Consider the following 22,423-nt stretch of genomic DNA (forward strand, 5'->3'; position numbering starts at 1 on the left):
ATATGGAACCATCCTACATGGCACAACTGGAAAAATCTTACAAACGATACCTGGAAGACCTGGTAGCAGGCAAAGATTTTGAGCCCATCGTGCTTCGGGGTGGAAAAGGCAAGCCATCCACAGCGATTGAATTGCACCAACAAGTCGCTCTGTTTCAGAAAAATGAAAAAAGAGATAAGACGCCGGGATGGACCATTGAGTGGCAGGATTGGTTCAGCAAAAAATTGGGTAACCAGTCATGGCCATCTCAAATAACGGTATCAACTGAGGAAGACCTGTTATTCCTAACAGATAAATCAAAGCATGCAGCGGAATTTAAAAAAATACTGAATACGCTTCTTGAATGGACACCAGCCATACAACCATTGCTTCAAAAATATCCAAACCTGGTGCATGAACACAAAGATGATTGGAATACACTGATGGCTGTAACCAGCTACCTGCTGAATAACCAAACATCCGGGCAGTATCTGCGCAGCATCCCGGTTCCGGCTCATACCAAGTTCATGCAGCAGAAAAAAAGCATTTTGCTTTCCCTGTTAAAGACCATTCGTCCGGATATTTATGATGAAAACCATCTGGATCTCGAAATTGCACTAGGCACCAGACGTAAGCCTTACTTATTCACCATGCGTCTCCTGGATCCCGAACTAAGCCAGGTTTGCCTGTCCGGAATAGAATGTTTTGCGCTTCCCGTGGAGGAGATAAAAAACAAACAGTGGCCGGTGAATAGAGTAATCCTCGTAGAAAATGAAACAAACCTCTACCTCTTACCATCCATGCCCTGCACACTTGCCATATTCAGTTCTGGCAAAGCACTGCACCTGCTTCATGAAATTGAACTTTTTACAAACGCAAGCCTTTACTATTGGGGTGACCTGGATGAAGAAGGTTTTGTGATGCTCAATGATGCCCGCACCTATTATCCAAAAATGGCAAGCATTTTCATGGACACCGAAACCATGAACACACATATTCAAGAAATGCACCAACAACCACAACCATACAAAAGCCACCAGCTAAACAATCTTTCATCTGCAGAGAAAACAGCCTATGATCAACTTTATTCTCACAACGGACGCATTGAACAGGAAAGATTGCGACAGGATTATATTATGAAAAAGCTTTTAAGCCTGGGCTGATTACAGCAGTTGCATTTTTAAAGACCATTAATTATATTTATTCAAACAGAACTAACGCAAGATGCCAACAGCACATTGGTACACATTAACACGCCACCTGAAAAAAGCAGGAACAATAAAAAATGGGCTGACCATCCCCTATCTATACGGAGCATACCAGCATTTAGACTACAATATCACGTCAATCGAAGATCTTTTAACTGAAATATTAAATGCTCCAGCCCCCTTTATACCAGTCATAGAAAGATGTGATGTCATAAAATGGGATGTTCTGCAATTAGAAACGGAAAAAGATATCAATAAATACCGTGATGGTCAGACACGTATTTATGACGAAAATGGAAAAAACTTTTTTGTAGTCAGTTACAACACCAATCTGGGTAACACGCTCAAAAAAGTAGCCAATGCACTAAGCGGACTATACCAAAAACAGATCCGTGACCAGGATTTTTCCTGGAACAATGAAATTAAGCGATGGCAAAAACTTTCACCACCCGAGATTGAATCAATCAACCGAATCAGATAGTCATTCATCTATTTTACTACCATGTTCAAATACTACAGAATCCCTAACACCGATATCCTGGAAAAGATCATTGGTGACACCCCAACCATAAAGTTTGCATCAGCCTTTGATCTTAACGATCCGTACGAGTTAAAATTCAACCTGCACATCGATCCGTTTGCAGAGGGTCAGCTGGAATCATTCCTAAAAGTACATCCTGGCAAAACAACAGCAGATTTTGCTGAGTGGCAAGAGCAGGTAAAGGGTAAAGAAGGATACGTCTGGTTTACCGAGCAGGAACAGCGAAATGAAGTTTCCATGGCAATCACGATGACTTCCTTTACGGAAAACAATTCAAACAATCTGATGTGGTCACACTATACAGACAACCATGAAGGCATTTGTGTGGAATATCATCCGGAAATTTTTGATGCGCTTAATTCACACAAGGAATTTATTGCAGAAGGAAAGATCACCTATATAGATGATCCACCTTTAGTTGATATACAGGAAGATTTCGGTTCGCGTCTCAATAAAATGGTATTCCATAAACAGTCCGAATGGAAATACGAAAAAGAACACAGAATTGTTTTATACAGCAAACAAAATGCTGATTTCGTTTCTATTCAAGCATCCCTGATCAAAGCAGTTTACATCGGCTCGCGGGCACCAGAAGCTATAGTCAATAAAACAATTGAGCTTTGCTTAAAAAATAACCTGGGTTGCTTTTTTGGCATTACCCTTGGCAAATCATACACAGTTCAATTTAAACCTTATAAAAAGGACACATTCTATTCCAGGACATTCTGGAAACCAAGGCCTAAAGAAACATCACATATTCCTCAAACGATAGCTAATACTGAATAATCGAACAAACCATACCACCCAATCAGCCCTGTTATCCAGAAGCAGCGCCAATAACGTTACTGCAAATACAGTGAAGGCTCTCCCAGCTGTACCCTTACTTCAGCAAAAAAAAGAAGATGAAGGCTCTGTTCAAAATGAACAGTTGGGAGAAACTGGTCAAAATTCTGCGGCAGATAATGGAAGCACTTCAACGATCCAGCGCTTCAATGCCGCTTCTGCTTCTCATAATAATAATGATTCGCCTTCCAGGTTTCAGCCGACACCTAACCTAACCGGGCTTCCCGACCAGTTGAAAGCAGGGATAGAGCAACAGTCCGGCTTTGCAATGGATGATGTCAGAGTGCATTACAATTCTGATAAACCTGCCCAACTGCAGGCGCATGCTTACGCACAAGGCAGTAATATACATGTCGCACCGGGTCAGGAAAAACACCTTGCCCATGAAGCATGGCATGTGGTACAACAAAAGCAGGGACGTGTCAGACCTACCATACAAATGAAAGGACAGGTTAATATCAATGACGACCAGGGACTGGAAAAGGAAGCCGACGAAATGGGTGCGAAAGCCATGCAGTTGAAAGTAAATCTATCAGATGGCAATAATATAAGTGGGCATTACAGTCAATCTTTTGGTCAGGCTACACAGGGAAAAGAAATGAACGCAGGTAGCATACCCACCAATGGCAATGTTTTTCAATTGACAAGAATGTCAACAGTTGATATAGCTGGTTATAAAGCCAAGATGGCAGGCATGCTCACGTGGGGTCCAAGGATCGGGGAAGAAAGTGGGGCCGGCGAAGTATATAAAGCGGTACTTAAACAGGAAACTTTTGATAATTATCAGCAGGATGAAGCTGGAGATGTCCCTGTCGACGAAGTGGTTGCAGTTAAAGTTGTAAGCACTGCAATAGAAATGAATACGGACGGTGATATCCCATTGGAAATAGAGGCAAGGGACGATATCGAAGCAAAGAACCAGGAAGGCGCAACATCTTACAAAGCAGCCATAACACCAGACACCTTTGAATGTATCACAGTGACAGACCCGGACAAGGGTAATAAAGTTGTGAAATATGTGATCATTATGCGCTTTGAGAAAGAAGGCACGATGTCATCAAAAAAAATCGACAGGGCCGGCAAGTACACACCTGAGTTTGATAAAAAAATGAAGAAATATGCCAATGAAATAAAAGCTGCCCTTGAAGTAGTAAAAGCTGCAGGCTATCATCCGGGGGATATGAAAGCAGACAATACGTTAATCACAGACGTTGACGGTGACACATCCCCAAGACGCGCTATACTGGCAGATTTTGGCAGTTACAGAAAAGCGGCCTACAATAATATCATGGATGATATTACCACTATAATGAACTTTATTTTCGCCAGCAAAGGCAAGCTGGATCCAAAGGAAAAACCAGAAGTGACTACCTGGATGGCAGACAACAAATTATGGGAACCTGTCCAGACTGCAGACGCTTCCACGCAAACCGAAGAAGTTACTGAATAAAATATCCCAAGTGTTCCTCTATTTTTTGTTACCGGCTTTCTCCTGTCTTTTAAACATTTGTTGCGACGCTCCATTCAAGGTTCCGGGCCTTGATTTTTTTACCCATACCATAGAACAGATTTACAGTTTCTAAAAACTGCTCGCCGAATCATTTCTTATCAACCCCTCCATTTCTGCTGTGAGGGGATTGACAAGAAATCCCCATTTGATCTCATTCTAAATTCACTCAAATGGCATTAGGCATTCACTCTTTCTATGTTTTCCCAAAAACACAAAATCTGATCACTAACAGATCCGACTATTTTATCGGCAGTTTTTTAGGGGATGAATTTAACGATGAAGTGTTCTCCTTACAATTAGATAAAATCCACGCTAAACTTCAGGACAGCTATGGCATGCGATATACCTGCTATTGGTCTCCAGGAATTGTGAAGCCATACAAACCGCTATCAGAAGAACAGCGATACCAGCGTGCTATAACCAAAGCCTCCAACATCCATAAGAAAAAATCACTGCAGATCATCCAGGACAATTCTCTTTTCACAGATCAATTTCTCTCTGAAGAAATCTTACGCCACCACCAGCGGGTAGAGGTACTTAAAAAAAGATATAACCAGCCAATCCGGTAAACATCATCGATTCTGACATGAATATTTCTTATCAACCCCTCCATTCGCCTTTGAGAGGGGATTGATAAGAAATCTCCATTTACAATTTTTTAAATAAAAACAAATGTTATGGAATTCACAGGAAGAATCACAGCAGACGCAAAAACAAGCACCGTCAAAGGCGACAAGGAAGTGGTCAACTTTTCAGTAGCGATTAATGACCGTTATCGCCCGAAAGGATCAACAGAAACCAAAGAACTGGTAACCTTCATCAACATCGCCTGGTGGAAAGGCACAGGTATCGCAAAGATCCTGCTGAAAGGAGCCATTGTAACAGTAACCGGCAGGCTTCATGTCAATGCCTACAACGATTTGAACGGCAATGCGCGCGCCAGTATCAATTGCCATGCAAACGAGATCAAACTCGTGCACTCAAAAAAATCAGGAACCACCACAAATCATGAGCCAGCACAGATCACCCAGCCATTGGAAGACCTGCCGTTCTGATTTACCCCACCAAACTTCCACACAACAGTAAAATTTAAAAAATTACATCATGGCACATCAACTCAATTATAACGAATCAACCGGCAAACACAGCTTCCTCTCCGTTAACCAGAAAGCATGGCACGGCCTGGGACAGATCGTTGACCAATACCCTACCAGCGGTGAGGCGCTGCAATTCGCCGGGCTTGATTTCGAAGTTGTCAAGGAAGATATCTATACCACCTCCTTTAACAACGACGGTCAGCCAATGGATTTTACCAAACGTATCAAAACACATTCAGCCACCATCCGCAAGGATACGGGTGCCGTCCTGGGTGTCGTAGGAAAAGATTATGAGATCGTACAGAACAAAGACGCATTCTCCTTCTTTGACGCCATCGTGGGAGGCGGCGAAGGAATTATGTATGAAACCGCCGGAGCCCTGGGACAGGGTGAAAAGATCTTCATCACAGCAAAATTGCCTGGTTATATCCGCGTAGCCAACAATGACCTGGTCGAAAAATACCTGTTCCTCTCTACCTCCCATGATGGCTATGGCAGTATTACCGCAGCATTTACACCAGTCAGGATCGTTTGCGCCAATACACTCAACGCAGCCTTACGCAACCACACCAATGCAATCCGCATCCGTCATACCAACGGTGCCAAAGATCGTCTCGAACAGGCACACCACCTGATGGGTATCAGTAACCAGCTTGCTTCAGAAATAGAAACGATTTTCAACCGCTGGGCTAAAGTCAGGATCACGGATAAACAGTTGCGTAACCTGATCATGGAAGCCTTGATCCCTAACAAGGAGTCACTCAAAGCGCTCAAGGAGGAACGCGAAGATGAATGTTCCACCTACTACAGGAATATGTGCGATACCGCATTTGCCTATGCGATGAGCAACGAAAGCCAGCAGATGGCATCCACAGCAGGTACTCTTTTTGGTGCATACAATGGCGTAACAGGTTATTTCCAGAATGTCCGCAAATACAAAGACCCGTCCGCCAAACTCAAATCACTGATGTATGGCGGTATAGCACAACAAAGAAATCAAACCTCCTTTGATCTGTGTACAGCTTTCGAAAAAGGCATACTGACACTTAATTAATCAAAAAATGGGCAGGCATTGATCCTGCCCATTTCATTACTAAAATATAAAAGAAATGACATGGAAACGAACTTCTTTACCATCATAAATGACCTGAACCTGACCGGCAACCTTAGAATCAACATCATCTTACAGCAAGACAAACAAATGATCGTTACCGTACTATTGGACAGCAGCCATATCAAAGACAAAGCAGCATCGATGATAGTGCCACTCGTACTTCGCGGAGCAAGCTCCGACTTGGACGCGGGCTTCTTTAAGGAGATTAAAGTCCCCTTACATAACACAACTACCCTGCTACAAAACCTGGAAGCTCATGAAAAATCTATTGAAAACGCTCAAAAGAAATCCAGGCAGGAATTGGAGAAACAGGACTCACTGAAAAAAGAAAAAAGCAGCAAACAAAAAAAGTTTGATGAGCAAATGAAAAAGGTGGACGACCTGTATAAACAGAAGAAAATCGGAGAAGCCATTGGTCAGCTTCCAGACATAAAACAATACCCTGAGTTCGAGGCAGAAATACGCAAAAAAAGCCAGGAGCTGCGCAGCCAGCACAACGCTCTGTCACTGTTTGCGGCAGACGAAGAAGCAGATCCTGTTACCGATACTGTTGAAGATAAACAACCATCGCAGGAAGAGATGAACGACCTCGATGAGGAAGAATTTATCGATGACGACCCAACCGATGAAACCGCGCCATTTTAACCCATCTAAAAAATATCAGCATGCTAGTTACCAACCAACTCTCCCGGATATTCCTGTATGATCTCAACGGTGTACAATTGGAACTCTCCGACCCCTCCAAAACAATGACACCGGAATCGGTACTCAACCTATATGCACAAACCTATCCAGAACTCACAACAGCTAAAATTGAAGGCCCGCAAATCCTGAATGATCGGATTGAATACACTTTTCAGGCTATGCTCGGCACAAAAGGATAACCATGAACAAAAAAACAAAGATCAGAATACTCAAACCCTTAAAAGGATCCAAATGCAACCAACATTATCAAATAGGAAAGTTTGCCCAGCAACTGGACAGGCAGCAAGACGCAGCAGACATCAAAAAGACAAAATTCAGAAGCGTGCCGGCAGATCAATTGCCCATGATTTTTTGAGCCAACAATTCTTCCCGATCTCATTCTCCAATCAGTTTAAACAACCTGATTGGCTAAAGATTCAGAAGGACTTTTTTAAGTCTGCGAAACACCTTTCCATGCTCTACAACCTAGCTCCATGCGAGTCTTGTCATTTACCCTATCCAATCAATATTTCGTCAGCTTATAAGTCGCTAAAAGACCAGCTTGGAAAGCAGGCACCGAAACTATACCTCATCATCTCGGAAAATAAAAACGAATCAACACTGGCTACCGTAAAATCAATGGGGATTGATCATAACCTGTTCTTGGTCCCAATTAATGCATTGGATAATTTACACCAGGATCAGCAAAAGGAAAGTTTTGATCTATTGCTGTCGATATTCAGCTACCTGAACCAGAAAGCAGGCATGCCTCTGCAATCAGAAAACGATTATCTGGAAAGCTGCTATGATGCCATTTTTAGTTATGCCACTGACCCTGACAATGAACCTGAAGATGAAATGCAAAATGATCAATGGCCATTCATCAATATGATCAGGAGAAAAACTGCCATTCTTGAAAAAAATATTCAACGGCCGCAGCAATTGCAGGAATTTTCCGTACGAATCAATCGGTTCAAACCCAGAACAGATTGGCAGCATTCATTACTAAGTACTGCACAACAATTCTACGACCTCTACCAGGAGTTTCCTGACCAAAATTTCTTCCAGAATATTGAATCTGCCCACCTACAGGACTATGAAGACGGCGACCGTGCTTATCCCGAAATGTACTTCAGTTTCTTTTGGGATGACAACGATTGGATCTACCAGCAAATAATGGAATATGTAAACTGCGATCTGCAGGAAAAATATGAATTCGAATTGCCTGTTTCCGTTCAATACTTTAACACAAGACAAGCCTGTGAAAAACATCAATTACCCTTCGAGACAAAGCTCATCCAACTAATAGAGCAATTATGCACCACTTTATACCAATATAACTATGAAAAACAACACTGATCATTTCACCTCATTCCACGAACCACAAAAGGCCCTTATCATCTACCGGTCAACTATGGAGAATCCGAATTACTATGTCGAAGCTTTTGACTTTAATACAAACGGAAAAATGATAGATCCCCATCCACTTACAGATAAGGAATGCATACATTTATCTGCTGCACTTCAGTCCTCCAGTGCACTTTCCAATAACTTTCTGCAATGTCGCGGTCTGATCCCCTCCAAATTATTGTACACCAGGCAGGGATCGGAAGGATTTGCCATATGGCACACCCCTGCCATGAAACATTTCCTTGCCTATACAAATGAGCTTGGATTAACCAATGGCAACTACCAGCTACCAGCTATGATCTGGAGAGCATCACGCACAGAACTGGCGGTATTTGCAATGGCAGAAAAGGATATCCCAACCATGAATACACCACTGTACCATGCCCCTTTCTTCAACATTCATGAAAACGGGAATGTCTGTATGGGAACAGTCGATATTGACATCGATAACAATACCTATCTCGAAGACTTTATAAGCCAATGGGAAGAATATTTTTTCAACAGCAAATTCTCACATGTATTAGGTAACAGAAGCCCCGTAAAAGGAAATATTATACAACTCTGGAAGTCCCTGAAAGATGCTCGCAAAAGATTCCCGTCTTCAACACTAATTAAACACAAAGCAACCCTTAAAAACCTGATCAAATGAGAACTAGTAAACCTGCAGTCCATTTTACCGATAACTATCTTTTAAATCCTTCCAATCCGGTTACCATAAACCTGATCGGCGCGGGAGGAACAGGCAGCCAGATGCTTACCGCACTTTCCAGAATCAACCATTCACTCCTCGCACTCGGCCACCCTGGACTCTATCTTCGCTTATTCGATGATGATATTGTCACATCTGCCAACCTGGGAAGACAATTATTTGCAACATCTGAAATTGGCAGTCATAAATCAGCTGCACTGATCTCAAGAGTCAACCGTTTCTTTGGAACCAATTGGAAATCTTACTCTTGCAAATACGATCAACATTTAAACGATGTCGATGAATTAACCGCAAACATGACAATCACCTGTGTTGACACTGCCAAAGGTCGCTTTGAAATCGCTGATATTTTGTCCACTTTACCAACACAAAGCCACGGTCCGAACTGCCCGATCTATTGGATGGATCTGGGCAATTCGCGGCACACCGGCCAGGCACTCTTATCAACCGTTAAAACAGTTCAGCAACCAAAATCAAAATTATTTCTACCTGTGCCGAATCTCCCTGCGATCACAACAGAATTTGCCCACCTCTTAATGAGCGCCGACGACAGCAATCAACCCAGTTGCTCCTTAAGTGAAGCCATCACAAAACAAGACCTCTTTATCAACTCTGCGATTAGCACTTTCGGGGCATCACTCCTATGGAATTTATTCAGGGAGGGCATGATTCATTATCGTGGCTTTTTCATGAATTTAAAGCAATATTCTTCCAATCCCATCGCCATCGTAGCAGCAAAGAATTAAGCAGTTTTCAAAGGATTTTCTTTCTAAAAAATGGCAAACACAGTTGGCTTTTCGAGCCACTTATTGGTCCACAATTACCTATCAAACAAATCGTTGCCTGCTCTAATTTCAGGCATGCCTATATAGCGTTCTACACGCATACTACATTTACACCAGTAACAGAAAGGGATGCTCTTTAAGTAATCCGTAGAAATTGAATTAGGTAGCCGACTTAGCGCCGGCTGCAAGATGTACAAACGTAATACGTTTGGGATCATTAGCCACCCACTCGAAACTCGTGGGTGGAAAATTAAACAATGAATTGCTGCGTGAATAAAAACGAAATGTGATGAAAAAGGAACAGCATAATATCAGGAAACACATCGTGACCTTACGCATGAATGATGAGGAATTCCAAAGTATGGAAAACTTTCGCAAAGCGACTACGGAAAGAACGACCAGTAACTACTTGCGCAAATTGGCTCTTAAAAAGCCTGTCACTAGCCTGACCCGAAATCAATCCATCGATGAGCTCAATCAGGAACTGATCCTGTTAAGAAGAGAAATCAATGCCATCGGTAACAATTTCAACCAGGCCATCCATAAACTTCATACCCTGGAACGCATCCCCGAATTCCGGCAATGGATCGAAACCTACGAACACACCCGGGTCGCGCTAAAAAAGAAAGCTGATCAGGCATTTGAATACATCATTCAAAAAACCGGACAATGGTAGCCCGTATCACCACACCGAAAAGCCTCTCCGAAACACTAAACTACAACGAACACAAAGTGCGACGGGGTGTAGCTTCCTGCATCGCCGAGAAAAATTTCTTAAAACCATTGCAGTCGATGACTTTTTATGATAAGCTGCACTGGTTTGAAAACCGCAACCAACTGAATAATCGGGCAGCTACAAAAACCATACATATATCTCTCAACTTCGCGCCAGGAGAAGTGTTAGATAATTTGAAGCTTTCGAACATCGCATTTGATTACATGCAACGCATTGGTTTTGCAGATCAACCTTTCCTGATCTACAAACATAACGATGCCGGACACCCACATATCCATATCGTTTCAACCACCATTCGCGAAGACGGAACAAGGATCAATACCCACAACCTGGGTCGTAATCAGTCAGAAGAAGCAAGAAAAAAAATTGAAATCAAATATGGCTTGGTGCAGGCAGGTCTACAAGTTCTTCCGGTCAATAAGGGAGTTACAAAAATTGAATATGGCAGATCTGAAACAAAAAGAAGCATCGCAAATATATTAACGCAAGTCATCAACTTGTACAACTACACTTCCCTCCCTGAATTGAATGTTATACTAAAACATTTTGGTGTAATAGCGGATCGTGGAAAGGAAGACAGTTTCACCTTCAGAAACAAAGGGTTATTATATCGTGTACTGGATAAGAATGGGCAGCCACATGGCGTACCCATCAAAGCCAGTACTATTACAGGCAAGCCCACACTCTCTTACCTGGAAAAAAGATTTGAACAAAATAAAACAAATCGGAAAACCTTAAAACTTTTATTACAGCAAACCATTGTAAGGACTCTAGAAAAACATCCAGCATCATTACAGGAATTAATCATTTCACTAAGACATGAGAAGGTTTATTCCATACTTCGCCAGAATACAGAAGGACAGATATACGGTATCACTTTCCTGGATAATAAGAATAAAAGCGTTTTTAATGGCTCTGAACTTGGCAAACCATACAGTATAGGAGGTATCTCAAAAACGCTGAGCAATACACAAGGAAACTATAAGAATCAATCTACCCCTGCTGTCTCAACTGAAATAGCATTACCAAGCATGCTTGACAAACTATTAGAACCAACTACTCAAAATAGTCAAACCCCTTTTACGTTGCGAAAAAAGAGAAAGAAAAAAAACAGGCCAGGCACAAACCCTAAATGATCAGCTATGTCAACAGGCGAAAACGAACAGGCGCTCAGAAAAATCATGGACATGACCCGGCTCGGGTCCATCCTATTGCTGCTACTGCACTTTTATTTCTACTGTTACACCGCATTCAAGGATCTCGGGCTTCGATTCTCCCTCACGGATCACATACTGCGCAACCTGGTCGCTACCGGCTTCTTTAAGGCAGCTTACATCTCCAAAGCCTGGTCGATGGGACTTCTGCTGATTTCTCTGCTGGGAACACGCGGCAAGAAACAACCGGAGTACACAATTAAATCAGTGTTTGTATTGGGCACTTTAGGAATGGTACTTTATTGGATAAGTCATGTGTTGCTCCAATTTGATTCTGACGCTCGTTTTCTGGTAATTAGCTATATCATAATTTGTTCAACAGGCTTCTGCCTTTGTCTTGCTGCAGGCACCCGGATCAGCCGCATACTTCAAATCAGTGTCACCCAGGATGTATTCAACATTATAAACGAAACCTTTCCACAGGAAGAAAAATTACACAGCAATGAGTACTCTGTCAACTTTCGGGCTCAGTATTCATTGAAGTCATCCGTTCGCAGGTCGTGGATCAATATCATCAATCCATTCAGAGGTACACTTGTTACCGGAAGTCCGGGTGCCGGCAAATCCTGGTTCATTATACTGCCACTTATCAGGCAGCAGATCCAAAAAGGATATGCCATGTTCATATACGACTTCAAATACGACGACCTTTCCAAAGCTGCCTATAATTGGTTGCTGCAATACCAAAAATCCTATGACAGCCAACCCAGTTTTTACGCGATCAACTTCGACAACCTGGCTACATCACATCGTTGCAACCCTCTTGACCCGGACGCAATGATTGATATTACAGATGCAACAGAATCAGCACGCAGCATCCTGCTGGGGCTAAACCGCGAATGGATTAAAAAACAAGGTGATTTTTTTGTAGAGTCTCCTATCAATTTTGTTACAGCGATCATCTGGTTCCTGCGCAAGCATGAAGATGGCATGTATTGCACCCTTCCTCATGTTATTGAACTCATGCAGGTGGATTACGACAAATTATTCCCTGTACTGAACACACAACCAGAAATCGAAGTTCTTGTAAATCCTTTTATTTCTGCCTATCAGAATGACGCAATGGAACAATTGGAAGGTCAGATCGCCAGCGCTAAAATCGGCATGGCCAGACTGGCATCTCCCTCTTTGTATTGGGTACTATCAGGTAACGATTTCACATTGGATATCAATAGCCCATCTAACCCTAAAATTGTCTGTATCGGGAACAATCCCGAAAAGCAGACCATATATGGTGCCGTGCTTTCGCTATACGTGTCACGACTGGTCAAAATCGTCAACAAAAAAGGAAGACAGAAATCTTCGCTCGTCTTTGATGAATTTCCTACTATATTCTTCAATAACATGGATTCCCTGATTGCGACTGCACGAAGTAACAAAGTAGCCACCTTATTGGCCATGCAGGATTTCAGCCAGCTGAAAAAAGATTATGGACGTGACCAGGCCGAAGTAATTACCAATATCTGCGGAAATATTATCAGCGGACAAGTTGTTGGCGACACAGCCAAATCACTTTCGGAAAGGTTCGGTAAGATCGTGCAAGAGAAAAGAAGTATGAATGTTAACAGGATGGACACCTCCAGCAGTACTTCCTGGCAATTGGATCAGGCAATCCCTCCCTCCCGGATTGCAACACTTTCTTCCGGTCAATTTGTAGGACTTGTGGCAGACAATCCTGATGATCGCATTAAACTTAAAATGTTCCACGCAGATATCCAGCAGGACACCAATGCCTTGAATCTGGAAATGAAAACATTCAAGGATATACCTCAAGTATATGATATAACAACCCAGGAGATACAGGATAACTATTACCAGATCAAATTTGACATTCAGACAATGGTGGAAAAAGTGATCGCTAAACTTCTACTGCAAAAAAAGCAAAAGATACAATCCACCCTTGGCAACGACCCTTAGGTTGGTAAGGGGTCGTACCAAGGGGGATTTTATTTGAGCATTATCAATAACCATTTATTACCTGGTCTTTTCGATTCGGTCATTATTAATATATCTATGATTTTTATATCGATACATTGTCCGAAAATACATAAGTAACATTACCGCAAGAACAAATAGAATGGAACCTAAAATGATCAACACGCGCAAAATTTTGCTTTTAAGTGTGGGCGGTTTCTCTATGACAGGCTTTCTGGGGCGAGGTGAAACAATTGCTTTTTTTCTTCGATGACGTGCTTTGGACATGGTATCTTTTTTAGGAAACCTTCATTCTTAATAATTTGATAGAATTTAGACATACAAGTGCAACAGCCAATAGATGAACTGCAGCGGCCTCCATAGGGCCTACGATTTTCATAAGCACCAATAATATCCCAACGATGTGCAAAAGCGCAACACATACAATCATATTCTGATAAATGGTATTTATGGAACGCTTGCTAATAGTAATAGCCTTGAAGACCCCTTGCAGCTTATCCTTCATAAGAACGACACCAGCACCCTCCATTGCAGCCTGCATTTCAATAGCACCTATCGAAATACCTACATTTGCATTTTTTAATGCAGCTGCATCATGGAGACTATCTCCAACCATTGCCACAATGGCACCACTTTCCTGCAATTCGTGGATAATACTGACCTTATCGCCGGGCAATAAATTGGCCCTGTGTTCGCTGATCCCGATCTGCCTTGATACAAACCGGGCAGTTTCGGGGTTGTCACCGGTAAGCATGATAACCCGCTCTATTCCAATATCGTTTAATAATTTAATCAATTCAGAAGCACCATCGCGAATGGCATCCGAAACATAAAATATGCCAGCCAGCTTGTAGTTTATGGCTATAAAAATGGCCGTTTCTGTACTATTGACAGTTGCCAGGAATCCGGATACACTCTTATCGTTCATAAACGAACGATTCCCGATTAATACAGCTTGCTCGTCGACTCTGGCAGCAACACCACGTCCTTTTACAACGTAAAAATCAGAAGCCGGTGGATATGCGATGGCACGTTCTCCCGCATACGAAAGGATTGCTTTTGCAATCGGATGATCGCAGCCACTATCTGCAGCAGCTGCCAATCTTATTAATTGTTCTTCGCTGAATTTCGAATCAACGATCTGCAAGCGGCTAACTCTTGGCTTGCCTACCGTTAGCGTACCAGCCTTATCAAACACGAATGTGTCAACCCTCGCAAGCTCTTCCAGGAAATTGCCTCCTTTAAACAATATACCCTCACGTAGCGCACGGGAAATAGCAGCAATTTTGACAACCCCGATCCCCAATCCCAATTGGGCAGGTGAACCAAGTATAAGTAAGGATATCACCAACTGTATATCACGGGTCATCACATAAACAACTCCAACACATATTAAAATTGCTGGCCCTAACCACACTGCAATCCTATCTGTCAGATTTTTTATGGGTAGCTGTTTTGATTCCGCATCGCTTACCAGAGCATGCACCCGGGAAAAAATAGTGTCCGAACCAACTTTTGTCGCTTCAATGTCCAAAGAACCAGCATTCATAAAAGTGCCCGCATACACCTTAGCTCCAGATGTTTTTATTTTACACGCACTATCTCCAGTAATAGCTGCCTCGTTAATGGCTCCGCCTCCTCCGACTATTTCACCATCTACCGGAACTGTCTCACCTGTTTTTAACAATACAATATCGCCAGCCCTCAGGTCAATAATAGAAACCTTTCTTTTCTGCCCCTTGTGCTTAACAACCACAGCCGATGGCAAAGTGTCCTGTAACTTTTCTATAGAAGATCTGGCAAACGTGACACTTATAATAGAAATGTACTCAGCGATCAAAATGAATAAAAGTGCTACGATACCTACCAAGTATTCTTTACAAACAAGAGAAAGGACAACCGCTACCGTAAAAAAAAGGGGCGTTCCAATTTTTCGTTTCCTCACTAGGCCTTTAATCCCAGTTTTGATCAGTGCATATAAACCAAAAGCTACACCCCATAGCAGGATTTCAGGGGATATGATGTGCTCATAATAAACAACACCAAACAGTGCAACTATTATAATTCTTATAAACTCCCACAGAAATTCCATGGGTAATAATTCAGTTGATTTACTCATTATTTAATCATGTTGTGAAATAAGAAGTATCGATTCATAATTGCTTAACCAACTATCGACTCCCTTACAGCATTCCTCATCCTTGAACTGCGTTAACAGACTATGTTGAACAATTCCTTAAGCGATCACTTTAATTACATTCTTGTTCACTCTAAATCAGCATTTCAACCACTGATTAACGTGCAGGATAAATAGTAACGTTACGCGCTCCACCAAAAGGTAATTACCAGGAACAGGACTCCTAAGAATAGAATACAGATAGGATATACCCTTTGGTTATCGGGATATACCAATAAAAAAAATAGTTGAAACAGCACAAAAATTAGCTAGTGGGAGGTCCGCGCAAAGAGAAAGAAAAGAAGAATTCCTGGTTCAGAGGATCTGATATCGACCTAAATGGCCTTTGTTGATAGCTTACCTGCCATTGAGGAAATACCACAGACACAATCGCCAGCTCTGAAAGACCCAACGTATTATCATCAGGAAAGTCCTTACCTGGCAACTCACCTAAAAAAACTAAGGTATTTTGAAAATTGCTGTGCTGAAAGTGCGAAAAGGCATCCTGGAAATCCAGAGAAGAATGATCATGCGAGAAAGATGAAACTTCAGTTGTTTGTTTGGCCAGCTCACTGTCACCCCGATGTGAATGAGGCACAAAATCATGACCCAGTATCACCAGGATAGAAAGAAACAGAATAATATGACGGAATGCTTTCACGTAAAATATCCTAACCTGTTCTGAGTTTTAAAGAAGGTTTAAAGGTAATAGAATTCCTGTCTTTTTAATAGATATTCTTAAAAACCAAATACCCTTTGATGAGCATTATATCATTTGAGGCAGCCAAAAAATCCGACTGAACCAATCCTTCAATTAAGAAAAAGAAATAATAGAAATAGTTCAGTTTTTTTCAGGAAGATTTAAGAAACAGAAAAAATATAATAAATTTATAATATACCATTCTGACTTGCCCATGAGTTACCTTGATTCATTACCAGAAAAAGAACTTGCAAAATATGAGATCGTAAACAATCTCTATAATCTTCTTTCGATTGCCCTACAGCCTGGGGCAAAAAGAAAAATTTCCTATAAGATAATCAGGGAAGAGTTTGATTTGACGCAATCTCATAACACAGAAATATTTTTTCACAATTGCATCTTCCTGGAGAAAGTGATGATAAGAAAAGCCACTTTCGAACATGACCTGGGATTCCATGATTGTTTTTTTGATAAAGATTTTGCTATTGGGAATGAAGTAAATTGCAAGAAGTCATTTGGCGTAATCAACTGTAAGTTCAAGACAACGTTTGTTTCGATTGATGCAGAATACGGAGATTGTTATTTTAAGATCCGGGAATGCAATGACTTTATGATCAAAGGGCTCACTTTCCGCAGTATGATCATGGAATACGAAGGGGTGCATAAACTTAACCAGGTTAGCCTTAGCGATCTGAATGAATTTACAGAAGGTGAAATGCGCTTACAATCATTGGTAGCAGATAATTTTAATCTGACAGGTAGTTCAAAAAAAATGAATTATTATATAGAGAACCTATTTGTCAAAAAACTCAATATCGATGAATATAGGAACGATGGGATTTTACGATTAACGGATATTAATGCACTAAATCCCAATGTCGAAACTGAGTTTATTATTTCAGACAGCTACCTGGGCAGAGCAGAGTTTAATGACATTGACTTTAGTTCCTTTTCACACCTATACATCGGTGATTCCCGTATCATTGATTGCTCCTTTACCAATGTGACCTGGAGCAAATCCATAGGCGCATTTGATTATTTTCAGAAACACATCTCGGATACTGAAACCAAAATAAAGGACATTGAGAAACCAGGGTTTCTACAACTGTTTAAAACAGCACGGCTCAGAACACATAACGATGTCATCTCTTATTATGGCAAACAACGCGAGATCTATCGCCAGCTGAAATATGCCATGGCAAAACAAGGAGATGTTGTCAATGAACAGCATTTCCACGCCCTCGAAATGGAAGCCTATGACAAATCACTGCTTTGGTCAAAAAGCCGTTGGACCAAAATGATCCTGAAACTAAGCAGGTGGACAAGCGATTATGGCCAAAGCGTCATAAAACCAATAATCTGGCTATTTACAGTGCATTTTATTCTCTTTTCCATACTGGTTTATAATAACTACTTCCCCAACCTGCAGTTTTCAACCCAACCCAACTGGCAGGGATTCAAAGACGGGATTAACTATTATTTTGAAACCATCAACCCGTTCCGCAAGACAGAATCAGGACTTTCCTTTGTCGTAATTGACCTGACCATGCGTATCTGGTCATCTTACATGATCTATAATTTCATCAGGGCCAGCAGAAGATTCATAAAGTAAGATATCTTCCAGCTATTTGAGTATGTATTAGGCCAATAGCAGTCCCCGTCTCGCTTTAGAGGGACTGCTATTGGCCCCTTATCATTTTAATAATAGATAATGGAAAAAGTACAAGAATGGACAAAAGCAAGCCAGGTAGAATTAATTTATAAATCAGTTATTCATGCTTCCAAAAGACCAAAAATGAATGGTTCAAAGATGGTCTATGAATTCTTGCTGGAAAATTGGGATATGGGAAAAATTGAATTACAGGAACAGGCTATTGCACTACTATTAAATTATAGCAACAGGGTATTAGGCATTTATCATCTTTCGACCGGAGGAACTACCGGAACAGTTATCGACCCACGATTGCTTTTTACCGCAGCGCTTAAAATAAATGCATCAGCCATAATTTTAGCACACAACCATCCAAGTGGAAATCTAAACCCCAGTGACAGAGATAAATATGTAACAGAAAAAATCAGAAAAGCCGGTGAAGTGCTCGACATTAAAGTATTGGATCACCTCATCATTACTGCGGAAGGCTATACGTCGTTCGCTGAAGAGGGATATCTTTAAAACGGGACAATTTTTATTTATACATCCCCAACGTCAGGAACAAAAGAAGCCAGATACCAAAAAAGGATACGCCAACGTTAAACCAGATCACCTGTTTTTTCAAATACCTCCTGCAGGATAGAATAATGATCAGCAACATATCCTTCTGATCGCTGTGAAGCTCTGCTTCAACGGCATTTTTAAACACCCTGTTTGCATTGAATATAGAAACGCTTAAGGATATCCATCCGCCAATAAATGCTGAATAGATAATCCTGTACTCTTGTACAGTATCTATGTAATCGTTACCAAAAATCACCAGGAACGAAAGTATCACTATACTTAATGACAATATTAGTACTCGTAAGGCCTTAGACTCAGCACTTTTAATATCTTTATAATATTGGAGGCTCATCGTTCTTTTTTTATTTGATTCTTTTTGTGCTAAAAGAAAACAAAGATTTCAACCATTGATCTTAGAATAGCATCAAACAAGTATTCAGGGACAAAAACGAAATCAATTACATTTCATAATAAAACTCACTTACCTTTCTGGGCTGCACATTCTTCTCGCCGATCATCTGAAGAATATTGATCTCAATAGTTTGCGCCAATGCAGTCATCGGCGTATCCACTGGGCCATTCTCAAATGGGTCCTGCATAATAATTGCAGTCTTTTCAATAGCGATAAACATGGCAGGAATCAGAAAACTTAGCAGCATCTCAACAACCAATTGGGAATCATCTAACCCAAAGGGTAAAATGGCCGCAAAGATGTAGATCATCGTATGTAACAGCAAGCTATAGGATTTGGGGAACACAGTATTTTTGATACGCTCGCATTTGCCCATACTATCACAAAGACGTGCAATCGTATCATCAAGCTGCATTTGCCTGAATTCAGAAAGCTGACCAGTTTGAACCAGCTCACTCAGCTGTTTCGCATGAAGATCAAGCAAGGCATTAGGGATATTGATGGATTCGATCCCATTTTGCCTCAGATATTCTTGCACTTTTTCAGAAAATGGAACACGTCTTAATGACTCCCCTAAAGCATAGTTCCAAATGATCTGCCGTTCAGCAAAAGCCCTGGCAATATCCGGTTGGCCTGGCAGAAAAGTAATTACCTCTCTGATGAATGTACGTGAATCATTGACAATTCCACCCCAGACAATCCTTGCTTCCCACCAACGCTCATAAGATTGTGAGGTTCTAAATGCCAGTAACAGGGAAACCGCAGTTCCTAACAATGCTGGAATGGCCAGCGGCAATGAAATTTGTTTAACAGCAGGATGCAGATCGAACAAGCCAATCACAACAGCAAAGGCTAACAGTAAGAGTATTTGAAATTTAATTTGCCGTAAAAAATAAAAAAGGGAAATTCTTCTATTTAAAAGCATATAGCGTCATTAAAATCAAAAATTTATTTACGTATTAATTTAATCTTTATAAGAAACATGTCAAAAAAAACTGATTGTACATTGATAATTAACCTTTTATCATTACCAATTTACACTGTCTGAACTTAAAGGAAATGCGGGTGGTTAGCCCGCATTCTTCCTGATCACCCAAATCGAAATTAAACTGCATCTTCAAATTTTATCCTTTGTATCCTTACAGCGTTAAGGATCGCAACCAATGAAACGCCTACATCAGCAATAACGGCTTCCCACAAGGTTGCAACTCCTCCGGCTCCCAGGATCAGTACAATCGCTTTTACGGTCATTGCCAGAATAATGTTCTGCCAGACGATCTTCCTGGTTATTTTGCCAACTTTGACAGCAACAACCATCCGCATGGGCTGGTCATTCTGAATCACCACATCTGCAGTTTCAATAGTTGCATCACTACCCAATCCTCCCATGGCAATACCAGCATCTGCCAATGCCACTACTGGTGCATCATTAACACCATCACCAGCAAATGCTATGCTCCTGCCCTGATCTTTTAATGCCTGTACTTTTGAAACCTTATCTTCCGGCAGAAGATCGCCATAGGCTTCGTCTATACCGATTTGCTTTGCAACATTATCTACTACAGCCTGCTTATCACCAGAAAGCATCACCGTTTTTATATTCAGCGCATGCATGGCCTTAATGGCAGCTGCAGCATCTTCCTTAATCTCATCCGCTATGGTAATGTAACCGGCATATTTACCATCAACGCCAATTGTAACAATGGTATCTGTAACTTTTTCAATTTCGGCCGGATAGCTGATATTAAATTTCTTAAGTAGTTTCACATTACCCGCCAATAGTTCCTTTCCATCAACTTTACCTTTTAACCCGTGACCGGCTATTTCTTCAACATCCGTGGCCTTGCCTACCTCGCCCTTCTCCTTGGCATAATCTGTGATTGCTTTAGCTACCGGATGTGTTGAATTGGCTTCAATTGCTGCCGCTAGCTTTACCAGTTCATCTTCTGACCTATCTTGCGGTTGAACCTTCTGTACTTTGAATACACCTTTAGTAAGTGTCCCGGTTTTATCCATCACAATCGTATTGACCTTAGTCATGACGTCTAAGAAATTGCCACCCTTAAACAGGATACCTTGTCTGGATGCAAGACCAATTCCACCAAAATAGCCAAGCGGAATAGAAACCACTAGCGCACACGGACAACTGATTACCAGGAATACCAATGCCCGGTAAAGCCAGGTCTGAAAATCATAGTTGTCCACAAAAAAATAAGGAACGAGACAAAGCCCAAGCGCCAACACAAAGACAATAGGTGTGTAAACCTTGGCAAACCTGGAAATAAACAACTGGGTCTGCGATTTACGAGCAGTGGCATCCTGAACCAGTTCAAGAATGCGACTTAATTTACTGTCCTTGAATAATGCTGTCACCTTAATTTCCGAGACACTATTCAGATTGATCATCCCAGCCAATGCGGCTTCACCCTTGTACTTAGTGTCCGGCTTACTTTCCCCAGTTAATGCAGCGGTATTAAATGATGCACTTTCAGATAAAAGTTCACCATCCAATGCAACTTTTTCACCCGGCTTCGCCTGGATCGTTTCACCGATTTCAACCTTTTCGGGTTTCTCCTCCACGGCATTCCCGTTACGAATGACAGTAACCTTATCCGGGCGAACATCCAGCAATGCTTTAATACTTTTTTTGGCATTGGCAACGGCTACATCCTGAAACCATTCACCGATACAATAAAACACCATTACAGCAACACCCTCACTATAAGATCCGATAAAAAAAGCACCAATGGTAGCAACAGACATCAAAAAGAACTCATTGAAAAAATCTGCTCTCTTTGCTTTGCGCCATGCCATATCCAACACGCGCCAACCCGCCAGTACGTATGCAACAAGATTAATAGCAAAATCAACCCATTTGGTAGGTTCATACTGAAATGCATACTTTAAAACCAACATAATTGTCAGGATCCCCAGAGACAATAACAAATCCCAATGCGACTTCCAGCCTGTCCTTTCTTTACCTCCATGATCATGTCCATCGTCACTACTATGCCCTTCATGATCATGCCCATCATCTTCATTATGTTCCTGCCCTTTCGCCCTGGGGATCTCTGACATGTTTTTTACAGCCGCCTGTGGAAGCTCCTCTTTATTCAGATCGTCTTCATTAGTGGAAAAATCTTTTGTCATAGTAT

The 22,423-nt window shown here is 41.5% G+C and carries 22 protein-coding genes; 17 read left to right on the top strand and 5 right to left on the bottom strand.

The window, feature by feature from the left end; all coding sequences use genetic code 11:
* Nucleotides 1-2: 2 nt before the first annotated feature.
* The 15 genes from B5D42_RS10255 (at nt 3) to mobC (ending at nt 13,747) form a co-directional block, all read left to right on the top strand.
* Nucleotides 3-1,142, top strand: a complete 1,140-nt coding sequence (locus B5D42_RS10255; RefSeq protein WP_078831416.1) for a Wadjet anti-phage system protein JetD domain-containing protein — start codon at nt 3-5, stop codon at nt 1,140-1,142.
* 61 nt (nt 1,143-1,203) lie between these two features.
* On the top strand, nt 1,204-1,668 hold the full coding sequence (locus tag B5D42_RS10260; protein WP_078831417.1) for a hypothetical protein: 465 nt from the start codon (nt 1,204-1,206) through the stop codon (nt 1,666-1,668).
* Nucleotides 1,669-1,689: 21 nt separating this feature from the next.
* Nucleotides 1,690-2,514, top strand: coding sequence for a DUF2971 domain-containing protein (locus B5D42_RS10265; RefSeq protein ID WP_078831418.1), 825 nt, complete (start codon nt 1,690-1,692; stop codon nt 2,512-2,514).
* A gap of 142 nt (nt 2,515-2,656) precedes the next feature.
* On the top strand, nt 2,657-4,021 hold the full coding sequence (locus B5D42_RS10270) for an eCIS core domain-containing protein (protein ID WP_245825645.1): 1,365 nt from the start codon (nt 2,657-2,659) through the stop codon (nt 4,019-4,021).
* Nucleotides 4,022-4,251: 230 nt separating this feature from the next.
* A complete protein-coding gene (locus tag B5D42_RS10275) occupies nt 4,252-4,650 on the top strand; it encodes a hypothetical protein (protein ID WP_078831420.1) in 399 nt (132 codons plus the stop codon).
* Nucleotides 4,651-4,758: 108 nt separating this feature from the next.
* Nucleotides 4,759-5,136, top strand: coding sequence for a single-stranded DNA-binding protein (locus tag B5D42_RS10280; protein WP_078831421.1), 378 nt, complete (start codon nt 4,759-4,761; stop codon nt 5,134-5,136).
* Between the two features lie 49 nt (nt 5,137-5,185).
* Nucleotides 5,186-6,232: a DUF932 domain-containing protein gene (locus tag B5D42_RS10285; RefSeq protein ID WP_078831422.1), complete on the top strand. Its 1,047-nt coding sequence runs from the start codon at nt 5,186-5,188 to the stop codon at nt 6,230-6,232.
* 60 nt (nt 6,233-6,292) lie between these two features.
* Complete coding sequence (locus tag B5D42_RS10290) at nt 6,293-6,937, top strand: PRTRC system protein E (RefSeq protein WP_078831423.1); 645 nt, start codon at nt 6,293-6,295, stop codon at nt 6,935-6,937.
* Between the two features lie 20 nt (nt 6,938-6,957).
* The gene (locus B5D42_RS10295) at nt 6,958-7,176 is read left to right on the top strand and encodes a PRTRC system protein C (protein WP_078831424.1); all 219 of its coding nucleotides are present in this window, start codon (nt 6,958-6,960) and stop codon (nt 7,174-7,176) included.
* Nucleotides 7,177-7,228: 52 nt separating this feature from the next.
* Entirely contained in the window at nt 7,229-8,335 is a 1,107-nt protein-coding gene (locus tag B5D42_RS10300) for a hypothetical protein (RefSeq protein ID WP_139367099.1), read from the top strand.
* Nucleotides 8,319-9,035, top strand: a complete 717-nt coding sequence (locus tag B5D42_RS10305) for a hypothetical protein (RefSeq protein WP_078831426.1) — start codon at nt 8,319-8,321, stop codon at nt 9,033-9,035. Before B5D42_RS10300 ends, B5D42_RS10305 begins: the two co-directional genes overlap by 17 nt.
* Complete coding sequence (locus tag B5D42_RS10310) at nt 9,032-9,841, top strand: PRTRC system ThiF family protein (protein WP_078831427.1); 810 nt, start codon at nt 9,032-9,034, stop codon at nt 9,839-9,841. The genes B5D42_RS10305 and B5D42_RS10310 overlap by 4 nt, the downstream gene beginning before the upstream one ends.
* A 328-nt stretch (nt 9,842-10,169) precedes the next feature.
* Nucleotides 10,170-10,556 (top strand): plasmid mobilization protein, encoded by a 387-nt coding sequence (locus B5D42_RS10315; RefSeq protein ID WP_078831428.1) that lies wholly within the window; start codon nt 10,170-10,172, stop codon nt 10,554-10,556.
* Complete coding sequence (locus tag B5D42_RS10320; RefSeq protein WP_078831429.1) at nt 10,550-11,752, top strand: relaxase/mobilization nuclease domain-containing protein; 1,203 nt, start codon at nt 10,550-10,552, stop codon at nt 11,750-11,752. The genes B5D42_RS10315 and B5D42_RS10320 overlap by 7 nt, the downstream gene beginning before the upstream one ends.
* Before the next feature lie 6 nt (nt 11,753-11,758).
* Nucleotides 11,759-13,747 carry a conjugal transfer protein MobC gene (mobC, locus tag B5D42_RS10325; RefSeq protein ID WP_078831430.1) on the top strand — a complete coding sequence of 663 codons (1,989 nt, stop codon included), beginning with the start codon at nt 11,759-11,761 and terminating at the stop codon, nt 13,745-13,747.
* Nucleotides 13,748-14,042: 295 nt separating this feature from the next.
* Here the strand turns inward: mobC and B5D42_RS10330 are convergent, their stop codons facing one another.
* Both B5D42_RS10330 and B5D42_RS10335 read right to left on the bottom strand, forming a co-directional pair.
* On the bottom strand, nt 14,043-15,884 hold the full coding sequence (locus B5D42_RS10330) for a heavy metal translocating P-type ATPase (RefSeq protein ID WP_078831431.1): 1,842 nt from the start codon (nt 15,882-15,884) through the stop codon (nt 14,043-14,045).
* Nucleotides 15,885-16,206: 322 nt separating this feature from the next.
* Nucleotides 16,207-16,602, bottom strand: a complete 396-nt coding sequence (locus tag B5D42_RS10335) for a hypothetical protein (RefSeq protein WP_139367100.1) — start codon at nt 16,600-16,602, stop codon at nt 16,207-16,209.
* A 253-nt stretch (nt 16,603-16,855) separates the two neighbouring features.
* Between B5D42_RS10335 and B5D42_RS10340 the strand changes: the two genes are divergently transcribed.
* Nucleotides 16,856-18,253, top strand: a complete 1,398-nt coding sequence (locus B5D42_RS10340) for a hypothetical protein (RefSeq protein ID WP_078831433.1) — start codon at nt 16,856-16,858, stop codon at nt 18,251-18,253.
* 99 nt (nt 18,254-18,352) lie between these two features.
* Nucleotides 18,353-18,814 (top strand): JAB domain-containing protein, encoded by a 462-nt coding sequence (locus B5D42_RS10345; RefSeq protein ID WP_078831434.1) that lies wholly within the window; start codon nt 18,353-18,355, stop codon nt 18,812-18,814.
* A gap of 13 nt (nt 18,815-18,827) precedes the next feature.
* On the opposite strand, the gene B5D42_RS10350 is transcribed toward B5D42_RS10345, so the two are convergent.
* The 3 genes from B5D42_RS10350 to B5D42_RS10360 form a co-directional block, all read right to left on the bottom strand.
* Entirely contained in the window at nt 18,828-19,208 is a 381-nt protein-coding gene (locus tag B5D42_RS10350; RefSeq protein ID WP_078831435.1) for a hypothetical protein, read from the bottom strand.
* A 106-nt stretch (nt 19,209-19,314) separates the two neighbouring features.
* Nucleotides 19,315-20,193 (bottom strand): bestrophin family protein, encoded by an 879-nt coding sequence (locus B5D42_RS10355; RefSeq protein WP_078831436.1) that lies wholly within the window; start codon nt 20,191-20,193, stop codon nt 19,315-19,317.
* A gap of 179 nt (nt 20,194-20,372) precedes the next feature.
* On the bottom strand, nt 20,373-22,418 hold the full coding sequence (locus tag B5D42_RS10360; RefSeq protein WP_078831437.1) for a heavy metal translocating P-type ATPase: 2,046 nt from the start codon (nt 22,416-22,418) through the stop codon (nt 20,373-20,375).
* Nucleotides 22,419-22,423 lie beyond the last annotated feature (5 nt).

The sequence above is a fragment of the Sediminibacterium ginsengisoli genome (assembly GCF_900167075.1).
Taxonomy (GTDB): Bacteria; Bacteroidota; Bacteroidia; order Chitinophagales; family Chitinophagaceae; genus Sediminibacterium; species Sediminibacterium ginsengisoli.